This is a genomic window from Archangium gephyra (genome assembly GCF_049060025.1).
GTDB classification, from domain to species: Bacteria; Myxococcota; Myxococcia; order Myxococcales; family Myxococcaceae; genus Archangium; species Archangium gephyra_A.
This window is the reverse complement of sequence record NZ_JBMEQQ010000002.1, coordinates 2,856,218-2,871,588: the sequence shown is the minus strand read 5'-3', so window position 1 is coordinate 2,871,588 and position 15,371 is coordinate 2,856,218. Positions and strand designations below refer to the sequence as shown.

Sequence of the window (15,371 nt, the reverse complement as noted above, 5' to 3'; positions counted from 1 at the left end):
CGCGCTACGGCCGCGCCCGCTCCGAGCAGGACCGCTCGCTCTTCGAGCTGGCCTGGCGCCGCATGGGACTGCCCGCGGTGTTCGAGCCCGGCTCGGCCGAGGCGCCCTGGCTCATCTTCCAGGACGTGGCCGGCGTGGGCGCCTCGCTCGCGGACATGCTGGAGTCGTGGGGGGGCGCCTGCATCCGCGTGGAAGCGGGCTCGGGCCTGCGCAAGCTGGGGCCCCGTCACTTCGCGGTGACGCCCGGCTCGCGCGAGGACCTGCGCGCCATGCTGCAGCAGTGCCTGCCGTCCGGCGGGGCCTGCGCGGGCGTGGCGTACCTGTGGGGCCTGGACATCCCGGCTCCGGACATGCCGGGCGAGCAGGCCCTCGACGAGGCGGTGCGGGCCTGCGGCGGTGCGCTGCGCATCGTCCAGGAGGTGCTGCGGCTCGGGTGGAGGGATCCTCCGCGCCTGTGGCTGGTGACGCGCGGCGCCTATCCCGTGCAGGGCTCGCCCTCGACGGGTGCGCTCCAGGCCGCCCTCTGGGGCCTGGGCCGCGCGGTGGGTCACGAGCACCCGGAGCTGCGCTGCACGTGCGTGGACCTGGACCCGTCCTCGCCCCTGGTGGACGTGGACGCCCTGGGCCGCGAGCTGGCCGCGCGGGCCGAGGATGAGCAGGTGGCCCTGCGGTCCGGGGCGCGCTTCGTGGCGCGGCTCGTCCGGCGCTCGGGCGCGAAGGAGATGTTCATGGAGCCGCTGCTGCCCGCGGCGGGACGGCCCTTCCAGGTGGAGACGCCTCCGGCGGGCTCCTTCGGCGGCGTGTCCGTGCGCATGTCCGAGCGGCGCAAGCCCGGCCCGGGCGAGGTGGAGATCGCCGTCGAGGCCTCGGCCCTCAACTTCATCGACGTGATGAAGACGATGGGCCTCTACGTGATGAAGGGGAAGGGCGGGGCCCCCGGGGTGCCGCTGGAGGGCCTGCCGCTGGGGCTCGACTGCGCCGGCCGCGTGGTGGCGGTGGGCGAGGGCGTGACGAACCTGAAGGCCGGGGACGAGGTGGTGGCCTTCACTCCCTCGGCCATGGCCTCGCACGTCGTCACGGATGCACGCTTCGCCGTGCGCCGTCCCCAGGGGCTGAGCGCGGCCGAGGCCAGCTCCATCCCGAGCGTCTTCATGACGGCCTGGTACGCGCTGCACCACCTGGCGCGGCTGCAGAAGGGCGAGCGCGTCCTCATCCACTCGGCCGCGGGCGGACTCGGCCTGGCAGCGGTGCAGATCGCCCAGTCCCTGGGGGTGGAGGTCTTCGCCACCGCGGGCACGCCGGACAAGCGGGAGCTGCTGCGCTCCCTGGGCATCCAGCACGTGATGGACTCGCGCACGCTGGCCTTCGCCGACGAGGTGATGCGCCTGACGAACGGCGAGGGCGTGGACGCGGTGCTCAACTCCCTCTCCGGTGATGCCATCACCCGGAGCATGGAGGTGCTGGCGCCGGACGGCCGCTTCCTGGAGGTCGGCAACCGGGACATCCACGCCGGACGCGCGTTGGACCTGTCCCAGTTCAGCCGCCGCCTCATCTACGCGGCCATCGATCTGGTGGGCCTGCGCGAGCAGCGTCCGGCGCTGTGCGCGCGGCTGCTCAGCGAGGTGGTGGAGCAGATGGCCTCGGGCACGCTGAAGCCCGTGCGCCACCGCGCCTTCCCCGTGTCGCAGGCCTCCGAGGCCTTCCGCGAGATGGCCCAGGGCCACCACGTGGGCAAGCTCGTCGTCACCATGGATGACCCCGAGCTGCGCGTGGTGCCGCCGCGTCCGGGCTTCCGGGTGCGCGAGGACGCGACGTACCTCATCACCGGTGGCCTCGGCGGCCTGGGCCTGGAAGCGGCCCGCTGGCTGGTGGGGCATGGCGCGAAGAATCTGCTGCTCACCGGCCGCAGCACTCCCTCCGAGGCCGTCCAGAAGGAGCTGGAGTCGCTGCGCTCCCAGGGCGCGCGCGTGGAGGTGGCACGGGCGGACGTGGCGGACGCCCGGCGCCTGTCCGAGGTGGTGGCTCGCACGCGGGGGGACATGCCCCAGCTCCGCGGCGTGCTGCACTGCGCGGGCGTGCTCGATGACGGCATCCTGGAGCAGCAGGAGCCCGCGCGCTTCCGCACGGTGATGACGCCGAAGATTCAAGGCGCCTGGAACCTGCACATGCTCACCCGGGACGAGTCGCTGGACTTCTTCGTCCTCTACTCGTCCATGTCCGGGCTGTTGGGACTGCCGGGCCAGGGCAACTACGCGGCGGCGAACGCGGCCATGGATGCGCTGGCACACTACCGGCGCCAGCAGGGGCTGCCGGCGCTGAGCGTCAACTGGGGTCCCTTCTCCGAGGTGGGTCTGGCCGCGGCGCACTCCAACCGGGGCGAGCGCCTCGCGGGCCAGGGCATGGCGAGCTTCACCCCGCGTCAGGGAGAGATGCTGCTCGAGCGCCTGCTGCAGGAGGGCGCGGTGCACGTGGGCGCGGTGGCGCTCGACGTACGCCAGTGGCTGGAGTTCTTCCCGAGCGCGGCCTCGCTGCGCGTCTGGGATGAGCTGGCCGCGGAGCGGCATGGCGACCAGCGCGGGCGCTCCGGCTTCCTGCTGGAACTGCGGCGGGCCAACGTCAACGAGCGGGCGGGCAAGATGGAAGCCTACCTGCGCGAGCGGCTCGCCCAGGTGCTGCGGATCGATCCGTCGCGCGTGGGGCGGCACGAGCCCTTCCGCGGCCTGGGCCTCGACTCGCTGATGAGCCTGGAGCTGCGCAACCGCATCGAGGCCGCGTTGGATCTCAAGCTGTCGGTGACGCTGCTGTGGGCGCACTCCACCCTGGCGGCGCTGGCGGTGTACCTGCTGGATCAGCTCGGGCTCGCACCCAAGCAGAACGATGCACCGGCGCCCGCTGCCCAGACGGAGCAGTCGATCGTGATGAACCGGCCTCCCGCGCCCGCGGAGCCAGAGGCCCACCAGCTCGCGGAGCTGTCGGAAGGGAAGTTGCTCGAGATGGTGGATGACGCGCTGGCTGGTTGGGAGGACTCGAAGTGAGTGAGGATGTGAAGGACGAGCTCAAGCAGCGCCTGACTCGCGCGGTGATGGCGATGCAGAAGATGCAGGCCCGGCATCGACTCGCTCGAGCGGGCCCGCACCGAACCCATCGCCATCATCGGGATGGGGTGCCGCTTCCCCGGGGGGGCGGACACGCCGGAGGCGTACTGGGAGCTGCTGGCGGCCGGGCGGGATGCCGTCCGCCGCGAGCCCGCCTCTCGCCGCGTCAGCGCGGACACGGGGACGCCTCGCTGGGCCGGCTACCTCGAGGACGTGAGCGGCTTCGACGCGGACTTCTTCGGCATCTCTCCGCGCGAGGCCTCCAGCATGGACCCGCGCCAGCGACTGCTGCTGGAGGTGGCCTGGGAGGCGCTGGAACACGCGGGGCAGGACCCGGAGCGGATGGTGGAGACGTCCACCGGCGTCTACGTGGGGCTCACCGGTGACGACTACTACCGGCTGCTGCCCAACGAGCCGGAGCGCATCGACGCCTACTACGGCACCGGCAACGGCCACTGCTTCCCGCCCGGGCGCGTCTCGTACACGCTCGGGTTGCAGGGGCCGAGCCTCGCGGTGGACACGGCGTGCTCGTCCTCGCTCGTGGCCATCCACCTGGCCTGCCAGAGCCTGCGCTCCGGCGAGTGCTCCGTGGCGCTCGCGGGCGGCGTGAACCTCGTGTTGGACCCGTCCGTCACGGAGACGCTCCTGCGCATGCAGGCGCTGTCCCCGAACGGCCGTTGCAGTGCCTTCGACGCCCGGGCCAATGGCTTCGTGCGCGGCGAGGGCTGCGGTCTCGTCGTGCTCAAGCGGCTGTCGGACGCGCAGGCGCACGGCGACACCATCCTGGCGGTCATCCGCGGCTCGGCCGTCAACCAGGATGGACGCTCGCAGGGCCTCACCGCGCCCAACATGCTCGCCCAGCAGGCCCTGTTGCGGCAGGCGCTGGCGAGCGCGAAGGTGGACCCCGCGGCCCTCGGGTACATCGAGGCGCACGGCACCGGCACGCCACTCGGAGACCCGATCGAGATCGAGGCGCTCGTGGACGTGCTGGGCAGGCCCCGGCCGGACGGCTCGCGGTGCGCGCTCGGCTCGGTGAAGACGAACATGGGCCACCTGGAGGCGGCGGCGGGTATCGCCGGCCTCATGAAGGCGGTGCTGGCGCTCCAGCACGAGGCCATCCCCAAGCACCTGAACTTCAGCCGCCTCAATCCGCGCATCCGGCTGGAGGGCACTCCCTTCTTCGTCCCCACCGAGCTTCCAGCCTTGGAAGCGCGCAGCGGTGCCCCGGCTCGCCGGCGTGAGTGCGTTCGGCATGAGCGGGACCAACGCGCACATCATCCTGGAGGAGGCGCCGCTTCCCGCCCCGCCCGCGCGGACGCCCGCGCCCCGCCCCACGCACCTGCTGACGCTCTCGGCCCGGGGTGAGGAGGCGCTGGTGGCCCTGGCGCGCCGTCAGGCCGAGCACCTCACCGCCCACCCGGAGCTGGACGCGGCGGACGTGTGCTTCACCCTCAACACCGCCCGCACGCGCATGCCCCACCGGCTGTCCGTGGTGGGCGGCTCGACGCAGGCGCTGGCCGCGAGCCTGTCCGCCTTCGCCTCGGGCACGAAGCCGGAGCAGGTGGCCCAGGGCAAGGCGGGAAGCAGCCCGCCGAAGGTGGCCTTCCTCTTCACCGGCCAGGGCGCGCAGTTCGCCGGCATGGGCCGGAGGCTCTACGACACCTCCGACGTCTTCCGCGACGCGCTGGACCGGTGCGCCGCGCGGCTGAAGCCGAGGATCGACCTGCTGTCGGTGCTCTACCCGAGGGACGGAGCCCCGTCGCCCATCGACCAGACCGGCTACAGCCAACCGGCGATGTTCGCCCTGCAGTACGCGCTGGCGGAGCTGTGGCGCTCCTGGGGCGTGGTGCCGGACGCGGTGATGGGACACAGCGTGGGCGAGTTCGCCGCCGCGTGCGTGGCCGGCATCCTCTCGATGGAGGACGCGCTGGACCTCATCGCCGAGCGCGGCAGGCTCATGCAGGCGCTGCCCCCGGGCGGCGTCATGGCCATGGTGTTCGCCACCGAGGCGCAGGTGGCGCCGCTGCTCGCGCCGTACCAGGACCGCGTGTCCATCGCCGCGTACAACGGGCCGGGCCAGCTCTCCCTGTCCGGCGCGGCCGAGGCCGTGGAGCGTGTCACCTCGGCCCTGGAGGCCCAGGGCATCGCGACGCGCAAGCTCAACGTCTCGCACGCCTTCCACTCGCCGCTGGTGGAGCCGATGCTCGAGGCGCTGGAGGCGAGGGCGGCGCGGATGGCGCGGACGCCCGGAAAGCTGCCGCTCATCTCCAACGTGACCGGCCGGCCCGTGGGCCCCAACGAGCTGGGTGCTCCGGGCTACTGGCGCCGCCACGCGCGCGAGGCCGTGCGCTTCCAGGAGGGCATGGAGTCCCTGCGCGGGCTGGGCATCGACACCTACGTGGAGGTGGGCCCGCACACCACGCTGCTGGGGCTCGGCAAGGCCTGCCTGGGCGAGGGGCCCGAGTGGCTGCCCTCGCTGCGCAAGGGCAAGGATGACGTGGAGCAGCTGCTGGGCGTCCTGGGGCGTTTGTTCGTCCGGGGCCTGCCGCTGGACTGGCACAAGGTGGACCCCGAGCCCGCGCGCCGCAAGCTGGTGCTGCCCCGCTACCCGTGGCAGCGCCAGCGCTACTGGGCCATTCCGGAGGTGGTCTCCACCGGGAAGTCCGCACAGCTCGTGTCGGGCCAGGACTCCGCTCCGGAAGCGGAGGCCGGAACGAGGGGCGACCTGTTCGGGCTGGAGTGGCAGCCCCTGGCGCGTCCGGCGTTCGCTCCCGCACCGGCGAGCGGCACCTGGCTGCTGTTGTGCGATCGCGGCGGAGTGGGCGGGCAGCTCGCCACGAGCCTCGAGGCCCAGGGCACAGCCTGCGTGAAGGTGGACGCGGGCGATGCCTCGGCCCTGGAGCGGGTGTGGCGCGAGCGTTTCTCCGCGGCCTCGCCCTGCGCGGGCGTGGTGTACCTGGGCGGCCTGGATGTGACGGGCGTGGAAGGCCCGGGCATCCGCGACGCCTGCGCGAGCGTGGCCACCGTGCTGCGCGTCCTGGAGGAGGCGCCGGAGCCGGGTGGACGGCTCTGGGTCGTCACCCGGAATGCCCAGGCCCTGGGCACGAGCGGGGAGAAGGTGGAGCCCGCCCAGGCGCCGCTGTGGGGCCTCGGGCGCAGCGTGGCGCTGGAGAGCCCGAACCGTTGGGGCGGGTTGATCGACCTGGGCCCCGAGGAGGGCGCGCGGCAACTCTGGGACGAGCTGCGCACGGCACAGGACGAGGACCAGATAGCGCTGCGGGGCGGCCAGCGGTACGTGGCGCGGCTGGTGGAGCGCGAGGCTCCCGAGGCGCGGCCCGTGCCCGTCCAGGCGGAGGCCACGTACCTCATCGCCGGAGGCCTGGGAGCGCTCGGGCTCGAGGTGGCACGCTGGCTGGTGCGCCGGGGGGCCCGGCATCTCGTGCTCACCGCGCGCAGGGCCTTCCCGGAGCGCTCGGGATGGGATGCGGCCCTGGCCGAGGGCGGCGAGCTGGCCGAGCGGATCGCCGTGGTGCGCGAGCTGGAGGCGGCGGGCGCGAAGGTGCTGCTGGCTCAGGGGGACGTGGCGCTGCGAGACGACATGGCGGCCCTGCTCGCGCAGGTGCGTGCCTCGATGCCTCCGCTGCGCGGCATCGTCCACGCGGCGGTGGTGTCCTCGACGTCGCGGGTGCGGGACCTGGACGCGGAGACGATCGGCCGCGTGCTGGCCCCGAAGGTGGACGGCGCCTGGAACCTGCACACGCTGACGCGGGACGAGCCGCTCGACTTCTTCATCCTCTTCTCGTCCATCTCGTCGGTGTGGGGCTCGTCGGGCGTGGGGCACTACTCCGCGGCCAACAGCTTCCTGGATGCGCTCGCCGCGCACCGGCACGCGCTGGGGTTGGCGGCGACCAGCATCAACTGGGGCCTCTGGAGCGGCCGCGGCGCCGCCTCCGAGGAGCAGGGGCGCTGGCTGCGGAACATGGGCGTGGAGGTGCTGGACCGGGAGGCCGCGCTGAACTGGATGGAGCGGCTCGTGGGCTCGCGCGTGCCCCAGGCGATGGTGGCGACCATCCGCTGGGAGCGCTTCCTGCCCATCTTCGAGGCCCGTGGCCCCCGGCCCCTGCTGTCGCGGCTGCGCACCGAGGTGGCCGCGCAGCCCCGCGAGGCTCCGGTGGCGAAGCCTTCCACCGCCCCGGCACCCTGGCGCGAGGCTCCCTCCGCCACGGCCCGGCGCGAGGCGTTGCGCAAGCTGGTGCAGGACTCCGTGTCGCGCATCCTCGGGCTGCAACCCGGCCAGGCGCTGGATGCCGAGCGCGGCTTCAACGAAATGGGGTTGGACTCCATCATGGCGGTGGAGGTGAAGGAGCGGCTGCAGTCGTCGCTGGGCCTCCCGCTGCCGGCGACCCTGGCGTTCAACTTCCCGACGGTGCAGGCGCTCACCGAGCACCTCTTCTCGCTGCTCGAGACGGAGGCGCCCCGTGCGGCCGCGCCCGAGGCCCCCGTCCAGGCGGCCTCGGACGAGCCCATCGCCATCGTCGGCATGGCGTGCCGGCTGCCGGGCGGAGCGGACTCGCCGGAGGCCTACTGGCGGCTGCTGCGCGAGGGCACGGACGCCATCTCGGAGATTCCGGCGGACCGCTGGGACGTGGACGCCTGGTACGACGCGGACCCCGAAGCACCGGGGAAGATGTACGTGCGCGCCGGAGGCTTCCTGCGGGAGGTGGACCGGTTCGAGCCGCAGTTCTTCGGCATCTCCCCGCGCGAGGCGGAGAGCATGGATCCGCAGCAGCGGCTGGTGCTGGAGGTGGCCTGGGAGGCGCTGGAGCGGGCCGGCCAGGACGCGAGCGCACTGCGCAACACGCGCACGGGCGTCTTCGTGGGCATCACCACGGCGGACTACTCGCGCGTCATCCTCCAGGGCGCGCCGGAGGACGTGGATGCGTGGTACGCCTCGGGCACCTCGCTGAACGTGGTGGCGGGGCGCCTGTCGTACACGCTCGGCCTGCAGGGCCCGAGCCTCGCGGTGGACACGGCGTGCTCGTCCTCGCTGACGGCGCTGCACCTGGCCTGCCAGAGCCTGCGCTCCGGTGAGTCCACCCTGGCGCTGGCGGCGGGCGTGAACCTCATCCTCTCGCCCGAGCCGATGATGGCCGTCTGCAAGGCGCGGATGCTCGCGGCGGACGGGCGGTGCAAGACGTTCGACGCCTCGGCGAATGGCTTCGCGCGGGCCGAGGGCGCGGGCGTGCTGGTGCTCAAGCGGCTGTCGGAGGCGCGGGCCCAGGGGGATAACATCCTCGCGGTCATCCGCGGCACGGCGGTGAACCAGGACGGCGCGAGCAGCGGGCTCACGGTGCCGAACGGACTGGCGCAGCAGGCCGTCATCCGTCAGGCGCTGGGGAGCGCGGGCGTGAAGCCCTCCGAGGTGAGCTACCTGGAGGCCCACGGCACGGGCACCTCGCTGGGAGACCCCATCGAGGCGGAAGCCATGTGGTCGGTGCTGAAGGAGGGGCGCCAGGGGGGCGAGTCGCTGTGGATGGGCTCGGTGAAGACGAACCTGGGCCACCTGGAGTCCGCGGCGGGTGTGGCGGGCATCATGAAGGTGGTGCTGGCGATGCAGCACCGGCAGCTCCCGGCGCACCTGCACCTGAAGAAGCCCAACCCGCACATCGACTGGAAGGCGATGGGCGTGAAGGTGCCGGTGGAGCTGACGGCGTGGGAGCCGACGCAGGGCCGGCGCCTCGCGGGAGTGAGCTCCTTCGGTTTCAGCGGGACGAACGCCCACGTGGTGCTGGAGGAGGCGCCGCCGGTGCCCGTGCGGACGCGGGAGGTGGAGCGGCCGGAGCACGTGCTGGTGTTGTCGGCGCGGAGCGCGGAGGCCCTGCGCGCGCAGGCGGGCCGTTACGCCCAGGCGCTGGCGGAAGGCGGTACGGAGCTGGGAGACGTGTGCTTCACGGCGGCGGCGGGCCGCTCGCACTTCGAGCACCGGCTGGCGGTGGTGGGCGGCAGTGTCCGGAAGGTGCGCGAGCTGCTGTCGGCGGCGGAGGCGGGCCGGGAGGTAGACGGCGTGGTGCCGGGGCGAGCGGTGGGCGCGGCGCCGAAGGTGGCCTTCGTCTTCGGCGGTGAAGCCGAGGCCGGACAGTCCCTGGCCCTGGGGCGGGAGCTGTACGAGACGCAGCCCGTCTTCCGCGAGGCGATGGAGCTTCTGCGCGGCGGCCCTGAAGGGCGTGCTGGAGAAGCCGCTGGCGGAGGTGCTGTACGGCGCGGAGTCCGCGCTGCTGAAGGAGGAGACGTACGGCCGGGCCGCGGTGTTCGCGGTGGAGTGGTCGCTCGCGCGCATGTGGCGGGCCTGGGGCGTGGTGCCCCGGGCGCTGGTGGCGCGGGGCGTGGGCGAGTACGTGGCGGCGGTGGAGTCCGGCGTCCTCGGCCTGGAGGACGGGCTGCGGATGGCGGTGGGCAAGCTGCCCTGGGTGCACGCGGAGACGGGCACGACCGAGGGCATGGAGGCCCTTCCCCTGCACCCGGGCGAAGCGGAGTGGCCGCGGCTGTTGAAGATGCTGGGCGCGCTGTACGTGAAGGGCGTGGAAGTGGACTGGGCCGCCTTCGATGCTCCCTACGAGCGGCGCCGGGTGTCCCTGCCCACCTATCCCTTCCAGCGCCAGCGCTACTGGTGGCGGGGCTCGGCGCCTCGCTCGGCACCCGCACCCCGGCGCGAGACGGAGAGCCTCCCGCACTTCGGCCGCCGGCTGCGCTCCCCGGCACTGGACGCGCTCGTGTACGAGACGACCTACGCGCCCTCGCATCCGGGGCACCTCAACGACCACCGCCTCAACGGGACGCTCGTGGCGGCGGGGTCCTCGCACGTGTCGCTGGTGCTGTCGGTCATCGAGGACGCCTACGGCTCGCCCGCGTGCTCCCTGGAGAACCTGGCCTTCCCCCAGGCGCTGGTGCTCGCGGAGGACGAGGAGCGCACGCTGCAGGTCATCCTCTCGCCCCATGCGCAGGGCCATGCGTTCGAGGTGAAGTCGCTGGGCGACGCTGGCGGCGCGGAGAGCTGGGTACTGCACGCCAGCGGTGGTGTGCACGTGGGCCAGCCGGAACAGCCGAAGCCGTGGGGCTCGCGGGAGGAGCTGCTGGCCCGCTGCCAGGAGCGCATCTCGGGAGAGGACCTCTACCGGGGCATGAGCGAGAAGGGCTACACGCTCGGCTCGGGCTACCAGTGGATCCGCTCGGTCGCCCGGGCGGGGGATGAGATCCTCGGAGAGATGCGGTTGCCTCCGCTGCCTGACAGGCTGGAGGACTACCCGCTCTATCCGGGCTTCGTGGACTCGTGCTTCCAGGTGCTCACGAGCTGGACGCTGGAGCTTCCAGGCGCGGCATCCCGACGCGATGCTCATCCCCTTCAGCGTCTCGCGCTTCACCGTCTACCGCAGGCCCCGGGGCACGGTGTGGTGCCATGCCCGCGTCGAGGGCGGCGGGCGCGCGGAGGCGGGGGAGCTCATCGGCGGAGATCTGCGCATCTTCGACGAGCAGGGGTTGGTGGCAGAGATCGTCGGCTTCCGGGCCCGGATGGCGAACCGCGAGGCCGTGCGGCTCAGCACGCACTCGCGGCGGGAGGAGGCGCGCTACGAGGTCTCCTGGAAGCCCGCCCCCGAGGCCCGGCCCGTGGTTCCGGCTCCGCTGGCGGACAAGCGGCCCTGGGTGCTGCTGATGGATGCCCAAGGCGTGGGCGAGCGGCTCGGGCGCATGCTGGAGGAGCACGGCGCTCCCGTGCTCCGGGTGCGTCCGGAGGGCTTCGCGCGCGTGTCCATCGAGACCCTCGTGCCGGCCCGTTGCGCGGGCGTGGTGTACCTGTGGGGCATGGATCAGCGGCTCGCGGACGACGCCTCGGCGGAGTCGGTGCAGCGGGCCGCGCTGGAGGCGAGCGGTGGGGCCCTGCACCTCGTGAAGGGGCTGGCGGGCCGCGACGAGGCGCCCCCGGTGTGGATCGTCACCCGGGGGGCTCAGGCCGTGAAGGACACGCGGGAGGGCCTCGCGCTCGCGCAGGCGCCGCTGTGGGGACTGGGCCGGGTGATCGACCTGGAGCAGCCCGAGCTGCGCTGCACCCGTGTGGACCTGGACCCCGAGGACCTCGAGGGCAGCGTCCGGATGCTGTACGCCGAGCTGGGCAGCGGCGGCGGCACTCCCGAGCGGGAGGTGGCCTTCCGCGAAGGCGTGCGCCTGTACCCGGTGCTGCGCAAGGACACGGGCTCGCGCGCCGCCATCCCGCTCCGCGCGGATGCCACCTACCTCGTCACCGGAGGACTCGGTGGACTGGGCCTGGAGGTGGCGCGGTGGATGGTGGAGCAGGGCGCGCGTCACCTGGTGCTGGTGGGGCGCCGGGCTCCCTCGGCCCAGGCCTCCGAGGCGGTGCGTGCGCTCGAGCAGGCGGGCGCCCACGTCACCGTGACCTCCGTGGATGTCGCCCACGAGGCGGAGGTGGCGCGGATGCTCCAGGGGATCGACGCGAATTCGCCGCCCCTGCGCGGCATCGTTCACTCGGCGGGCGTGCTCGATGACGGGGCGATCCCGCAGCAGGACCTGGAGCGCTTCGAGCGCGTGATGACGCCGAAGGTGGCGGGAGCGTGGAACCTGCACCGGCTCACCGCGGGCCGGCCGCTGGACTTCTTCGTCCTCTTCTCCTCGGCCTCCGCGATGCTCGGTTCGCGGGGCCAAGCCAACTACGCCGCGGCGAACACCTTCCTGGATGCGCTCGCCCACGAGCGGCGTGCCCGGGGACTGGTGGCCCAGTCGCTCGATTGGGGCCCGTGGGCGGAGACGGGCATGGTGGGCGCGCCGGATGGCAGCCTGGCGCGTGCGCTGGAACGCCGGGGCATCCGGCCCCTGGCGACGCGGCAGGCCCTCACGCTGTTCGGCGAGGCGCTCGCGAGCGGCAGGCCCCAGTTGGCCCTCATGTCCGTCCACTGGCCGGTGTACCTGGAGGTGCTCGGGGCCAAGGGGCGCTCGGCCTTCTACGAGGCTCTGGCACCCGCGCGCCCGGCCGCCGGGCCGCACGCGGCCGTGGCTTCCTCGCAGCCGCGTCATCCCATCGCGGAGCGCCTGAAGGCGGCACTGCCCCACGAGCGTCCGCAGGTGCTGGCGAGCAGCCTCCAGGAAGAGGTCGCGCGCATCCTCCGCTTGGAGCCCACTCAGCTCGACTGGCGCCAGGGTTTCGCCGAGATGGGCATGGACTCGCTGATGGCCATCGAGCTGCGCAACGTGTTGCAGAAGGGGCTCGGCGTGTCCGTGCCCGCGACGGTGGCGTTGGATCACCCCACCATCGACTTCCTGGTGCAGCACCTGCTGGAGAACGTCCTGAAGCTCGAGGTGCAGGAGCCGAGGGCGAAGGCGCCGGAGACGAAGCCCGTCCCTGCGGCCGAGCCCGAGGGCCCACTCGCGGAGTCGCTCGACGCGCTGTCCGACGCCGAGCTGGCGCGGCTGGTGGCCGAGGATCTCGCCAAGGATTCGTGAGGCCGACATGTCCGAGGAGATCAACTACCGCCAGTTGTTGCAGCAGCAGCTCGTGAAGATCCGCAAGCTGGAGGCCCGGCTGGAGCAGGCCGAGGCCGCGCGCCGTGAGCCGATCGCCATCGTCGGGATGGCGTGCCGCCTGCCGGGAGGGGTGGAGCGTCCGGAGGACTTCTGGGAGCTCCTGGTGAAGGGAGTGGACGCCACCAGCGAGCTGCCTCCGGGCCGCTGGGACGCGGACGCCCTGTACGACCCGGATCCCCAGGCGAAGGGGAAGATCCGCACGAAGCGCGGGGGCTTCCTGAAGGAGGTGGACCGGTTCGACGCGCGCTTCTTCGGCATTTCCCAGCGTGAAGCGGAGAGCATGGATCCGCAGCAGCGGTTGGTGCTGGAGGTGGCCTGGGAGGCGTTGGAGCGGGCCGGGCACGCGGTGGATCGCACCCGGAAGGATCGGGTGGGCGTGTTCGTGGGGGCGATGAACAACGACTACGGGCAGCTCGCGCTGAACGAAGGGGGATTGGCGGCGATAGACCCTTACTTCATCGGCGCGCGGGCCAACTGCGCCATCTCCGGGCGGCTGTCGTACCTGTTCGGCTTCCAGGGCCCGAGCCTGGTGGTGGACACGGCGTGCGCGTCGTCGCTGGTGGGGGTGCACCTGGCCTGCCAGAGCCTGCGCAATGGCGAGTGCACGATGGCGCTGGCGGCGGGGGTGAACCTCATCCTGTCGCCGGAGGCGAGCGTCTACCTCTCGTGCAGCGGGGCGCTGGCGCCGGACGGGCGGTGCAAGACCTTCGATGCCTCGGCGGACGGGTACAGCCGCGCCGAGGCCTGTGGCGTGCTGGTGCTGGAGCGGCTGTCGGATGCGAAGGCGAGGGGCGCCAACATCCTCGCGGTCATCCGGGGCTCGGCGGTGGGACATGACGGCCCGAGCAGCTCGTTCACGGTGCCCAACGGGGTGGCGCAGCAGGCCGTCATCCGTCAGGCGCTGGAGGGCGCGGGAGTGAAGCCCGCCGAGGTGAGCTACCTGGAGGCGCACGGCACGGGGACGGCGATGGGGGACCCCATCGAGGCGGAGGCGGCGTGGTCGGTGCTGAAGGAGGGGCGCCAGGGCGGCGAGTCGCTGTGGCTGGGCTCGGTGAAGACGAACCTGGGCTATCCGGAGGCGGCCTCGGGGGTGGTGGGGATGATGAAGGTGGTGCTGGCGATGCAGCACCGGCAACTGCCCGCGCACCTGCACCTGAAGAATCCCAACCCGCACATCGACTGGAAGTCCATGGACTTGAAGGTGCCGGTGGAGCTGACGGCATGGGAGCCGTCGCAGGGCCGGCGCTTCGCGGGAGTGACGTCATACGGGCGGACGGGGACGCTGGCGCACGTGGTGCTGGAGGAGGCACCCGCGAGGCCGGAGGTGAAGCGGGAGGTGGAGCGGCCGGAGCACGTGCTGGTGCTGTCCGCGCGGAGCGAGGAGGCGCTGCGAGCGCAGGCGGGCCGTTACGCCCAGATGCTGGCGGAGGGCGGCACGGAGCTGGGCGACGTGTGCTTCACGGCGGCGGCGGGACGTGCGCACTTCGAGCACCGGCTGGCGGTGGTGGGCGCTCACGCCTCGCAGGTGCGCGAGCGCCTCCTGGCGGCGGAGGCGGGCCGCGAGCCGCGGGGGCTGGTGAAGGGAGGCCCCGTCACGTCCGCGCCGAGGGTGGCGTTCGTCTTCGGCGGGGAAGGGGCGTGGCCCGCGGACCTGGGCCGGGCGCTGTACGAGACGCAGCCCGTCTTCCGCGAGGCGCTGGAGCAGTGTGCGGCGGCCCTGAAGGGCGTGCTGGAGAAGCCGCTGGCGGAGGTGCTGTACGGCGCGGAGTCCGCGCTGCTGAAGGAGGAGACGTACGGCCGGGCGGCGGTGTTCGCGCTGGAGTGGGCCCTGTCGCGGATGTGGCGGGCCTGGGGCGTGGTGCCTCGCACGTCCGTGGGGCAGGGCGTGGGCGAGTACGTGGCGGTGGTGGACGCGGGCCTCCTCGGCCTGGAGGAGGGACTGAGGCAGGCGGTGGGCAAGGTGCCGCTGGTGCGCAAGGCGGAGGGAACGGTGGATGGCACCGAGACCCTCACCGTGCACCCGGGCGAAGCGGAGTGGCCGCGGCTGTCGAAGACGCTGGGCGCGCTGTACGTGAAGGGCGTGGAGGTGGACTGGGCGGCCTTCGATGCGCCCTACCCGAGGCGCCGGGTGGCCCTGCCCACCTATCCCTTCCAGCGCCAGCGCTACTGGCTCACGCCACCTGCTGGGCCGTCGTGAGGGTGAGCGCGAGCTGGCGCACCTCCTGGCCGTTGAAGGGCTTTCTCAGCTCCTTCAGCAACTGGAGGTCGCTGAACTCCTGGAGCAGCTCGCCCCACGAATAGTCGGAGTAGGCCGAGCAGAGCACCACGCGCAGCGAGGGCGCCACCGTGCGCATGCGCCGGAGGGTCTCGGCGCCGTTCCATCCCGGGGGCATCCGGTAGTCGAGGAACACCAGGGTATAGGGCCGGCCCGAGGCCAGCGCCTCGCGCACCTTGGCGACGCCTTCCTGTCCCTGGAAGGCCGAGTCCACCTCGAACTCCGGATCCACGGCGGCCGGGGCGCGGCTGGGGGTGGGGCCGAAGAGCGCCTCTTCCAGCAGATCCAGATCGTCCTGGCCGCGGCGCTGCTCGGGGATGAGGATCCGCCGGAAATCCGTGTGGATGGCCTCGGAATCATCGATGACGAGGACCCGTTTCTTGCTCGCGCACTGGCTCATGCAACCTCCTGGA

5 protein-coding genes and 2 pseudogenes are annotated in these 15,371 nt (G+C 72.8%); 6 read left to right on the top strand and 1 reads right to left on the bottom strand.

Annotated elements, in window-relative coordinates; all coding sequences use genetic code 11:
• The first annotated feature begins 62 nt into the window (after nt 1-62).
• The 6 genes and pseudogenes from ACN28I_RS12340 (at nt 63) to ACN28I_RS12315 (ending at nt 14,880) form a co-directional block, all read left to right on the top strand.
• Nucleotides 63-3,035 (top strand): SDR family NAD(P)-dependent oxidoreductase, encoded by a 2,973-nt coding sequence (locus ACN28I_RS12340; protein ID WP_420942234.1) that lies wholly within the window; start codon nt 63-65, stop codon nt 3,033-3,035.
• A 75-nt stretch (nt 3,036-3,110) separates the two neighbouring features.
• Nucleotides 3,111-4,460, top strand: a complete 1,350-nt coding sequence (locus tag ACN28I_RS12335; protein WP_420948627.1) for a polyketide synthase — start codon at nt 3,111-3,113, stop codon at nt 4,458-4,460.
• Nucleotides 4,348-9,132 (top strand): annotated as a pseudogene (locus tag ACN28I_RS12330) (SDR family NAD(P)-dependent oxidoreductase); the annotation flags it as partial. The gene ACN28I_RS12335 and the pseudogene ACN28I_RS12330, both read left to right, overlap by 113 nt.
• A gap of 298 nt (nt 9,133-9,430) precedes the next feature.
• Nucleotides 9,431-10,387: pseudogene (locus ACN28I_RS12325) on the top strand (polyketide synthase dehydratase domain-containing protein); the annotation flags it as partial.
• Nucleotides 10,341-12,602, top strand: a complete 2,262-nt coding sequence (locus ACN28I_RS12320; protein WP_420942233.1) for a type I polyketide synthase — start codon at nt 10,341-10,343, stop codon at nt 12,600-12,602. The pseudogene ACN28I_RS12325 and the gene ACN28I_RS12320, both read left to right, overlap by 47 nt.
• 7 nt (nt 12,603-12,609) lie before the next feature.
• Entirely contained in the window at nt 12,610-14,880 is a 2,271-nt protein-coding gene (locus ACN28I_RS12315; protein ID WP_420942232.1) for a type I polyketide synthase, read from the top strand.
• On the opposite strand, the gene ACN28I_RS12310 is transcribed toward ACN28I_RS12315, so the two are convergent.
• The gene (locus tag ACN28I_RS12310) at nt 14,855-15,358 is read right to left on the bottom strand and encodes a response regulator (RefSeq protein ID WP_420942231.1); all 504 of its coding nucleotides are present in this window, start codon (nt 15,356-15,358) and stop codon (nt 14,855-14,857) included. The genes ACN28I_RS12315 and ACN28I_RS12310 overlap by 26 nt on opposite strands.
• Nucleotides 15,359-15,371 lie beyond the last annotated feature (13 nt).

What these genes read in the sequence shown, in the direction of transcription:
- ACN28I_RS12310 (WP_420942231.1), bottom strand. Translation starts at nt 15,358, where the DNA reads ATGAGCCAGTGCGCGAGCAAGAAACGGGTCCTCGTCATCGATGATTCC.
- ACN28I_RS12320 (WP_420942233.1), top strand. Translation starts at nt 10,341, where the DNA reads ATGAGATCCTCGGAGAGATGCGGTTGCCTCCGCTGCCTGACAGGCTGG.
- ACN28I_RS12315 (WP_420942232.1), top strand. Translation starts at nt 12,610, where the DNA reads ATGTCCGAGGAGATCAACTACCGCCAGTTGTTGCAGCAGCAGCTCGTG.
- ACN28I_RS12340 (WP_420942234.1), top strand. Translation starts at nt 63, where the DNA reads ATGGGACTGCCCGCGGTGTTCGAGCCCGGCTCGGCCGAGGCGCCCTGG.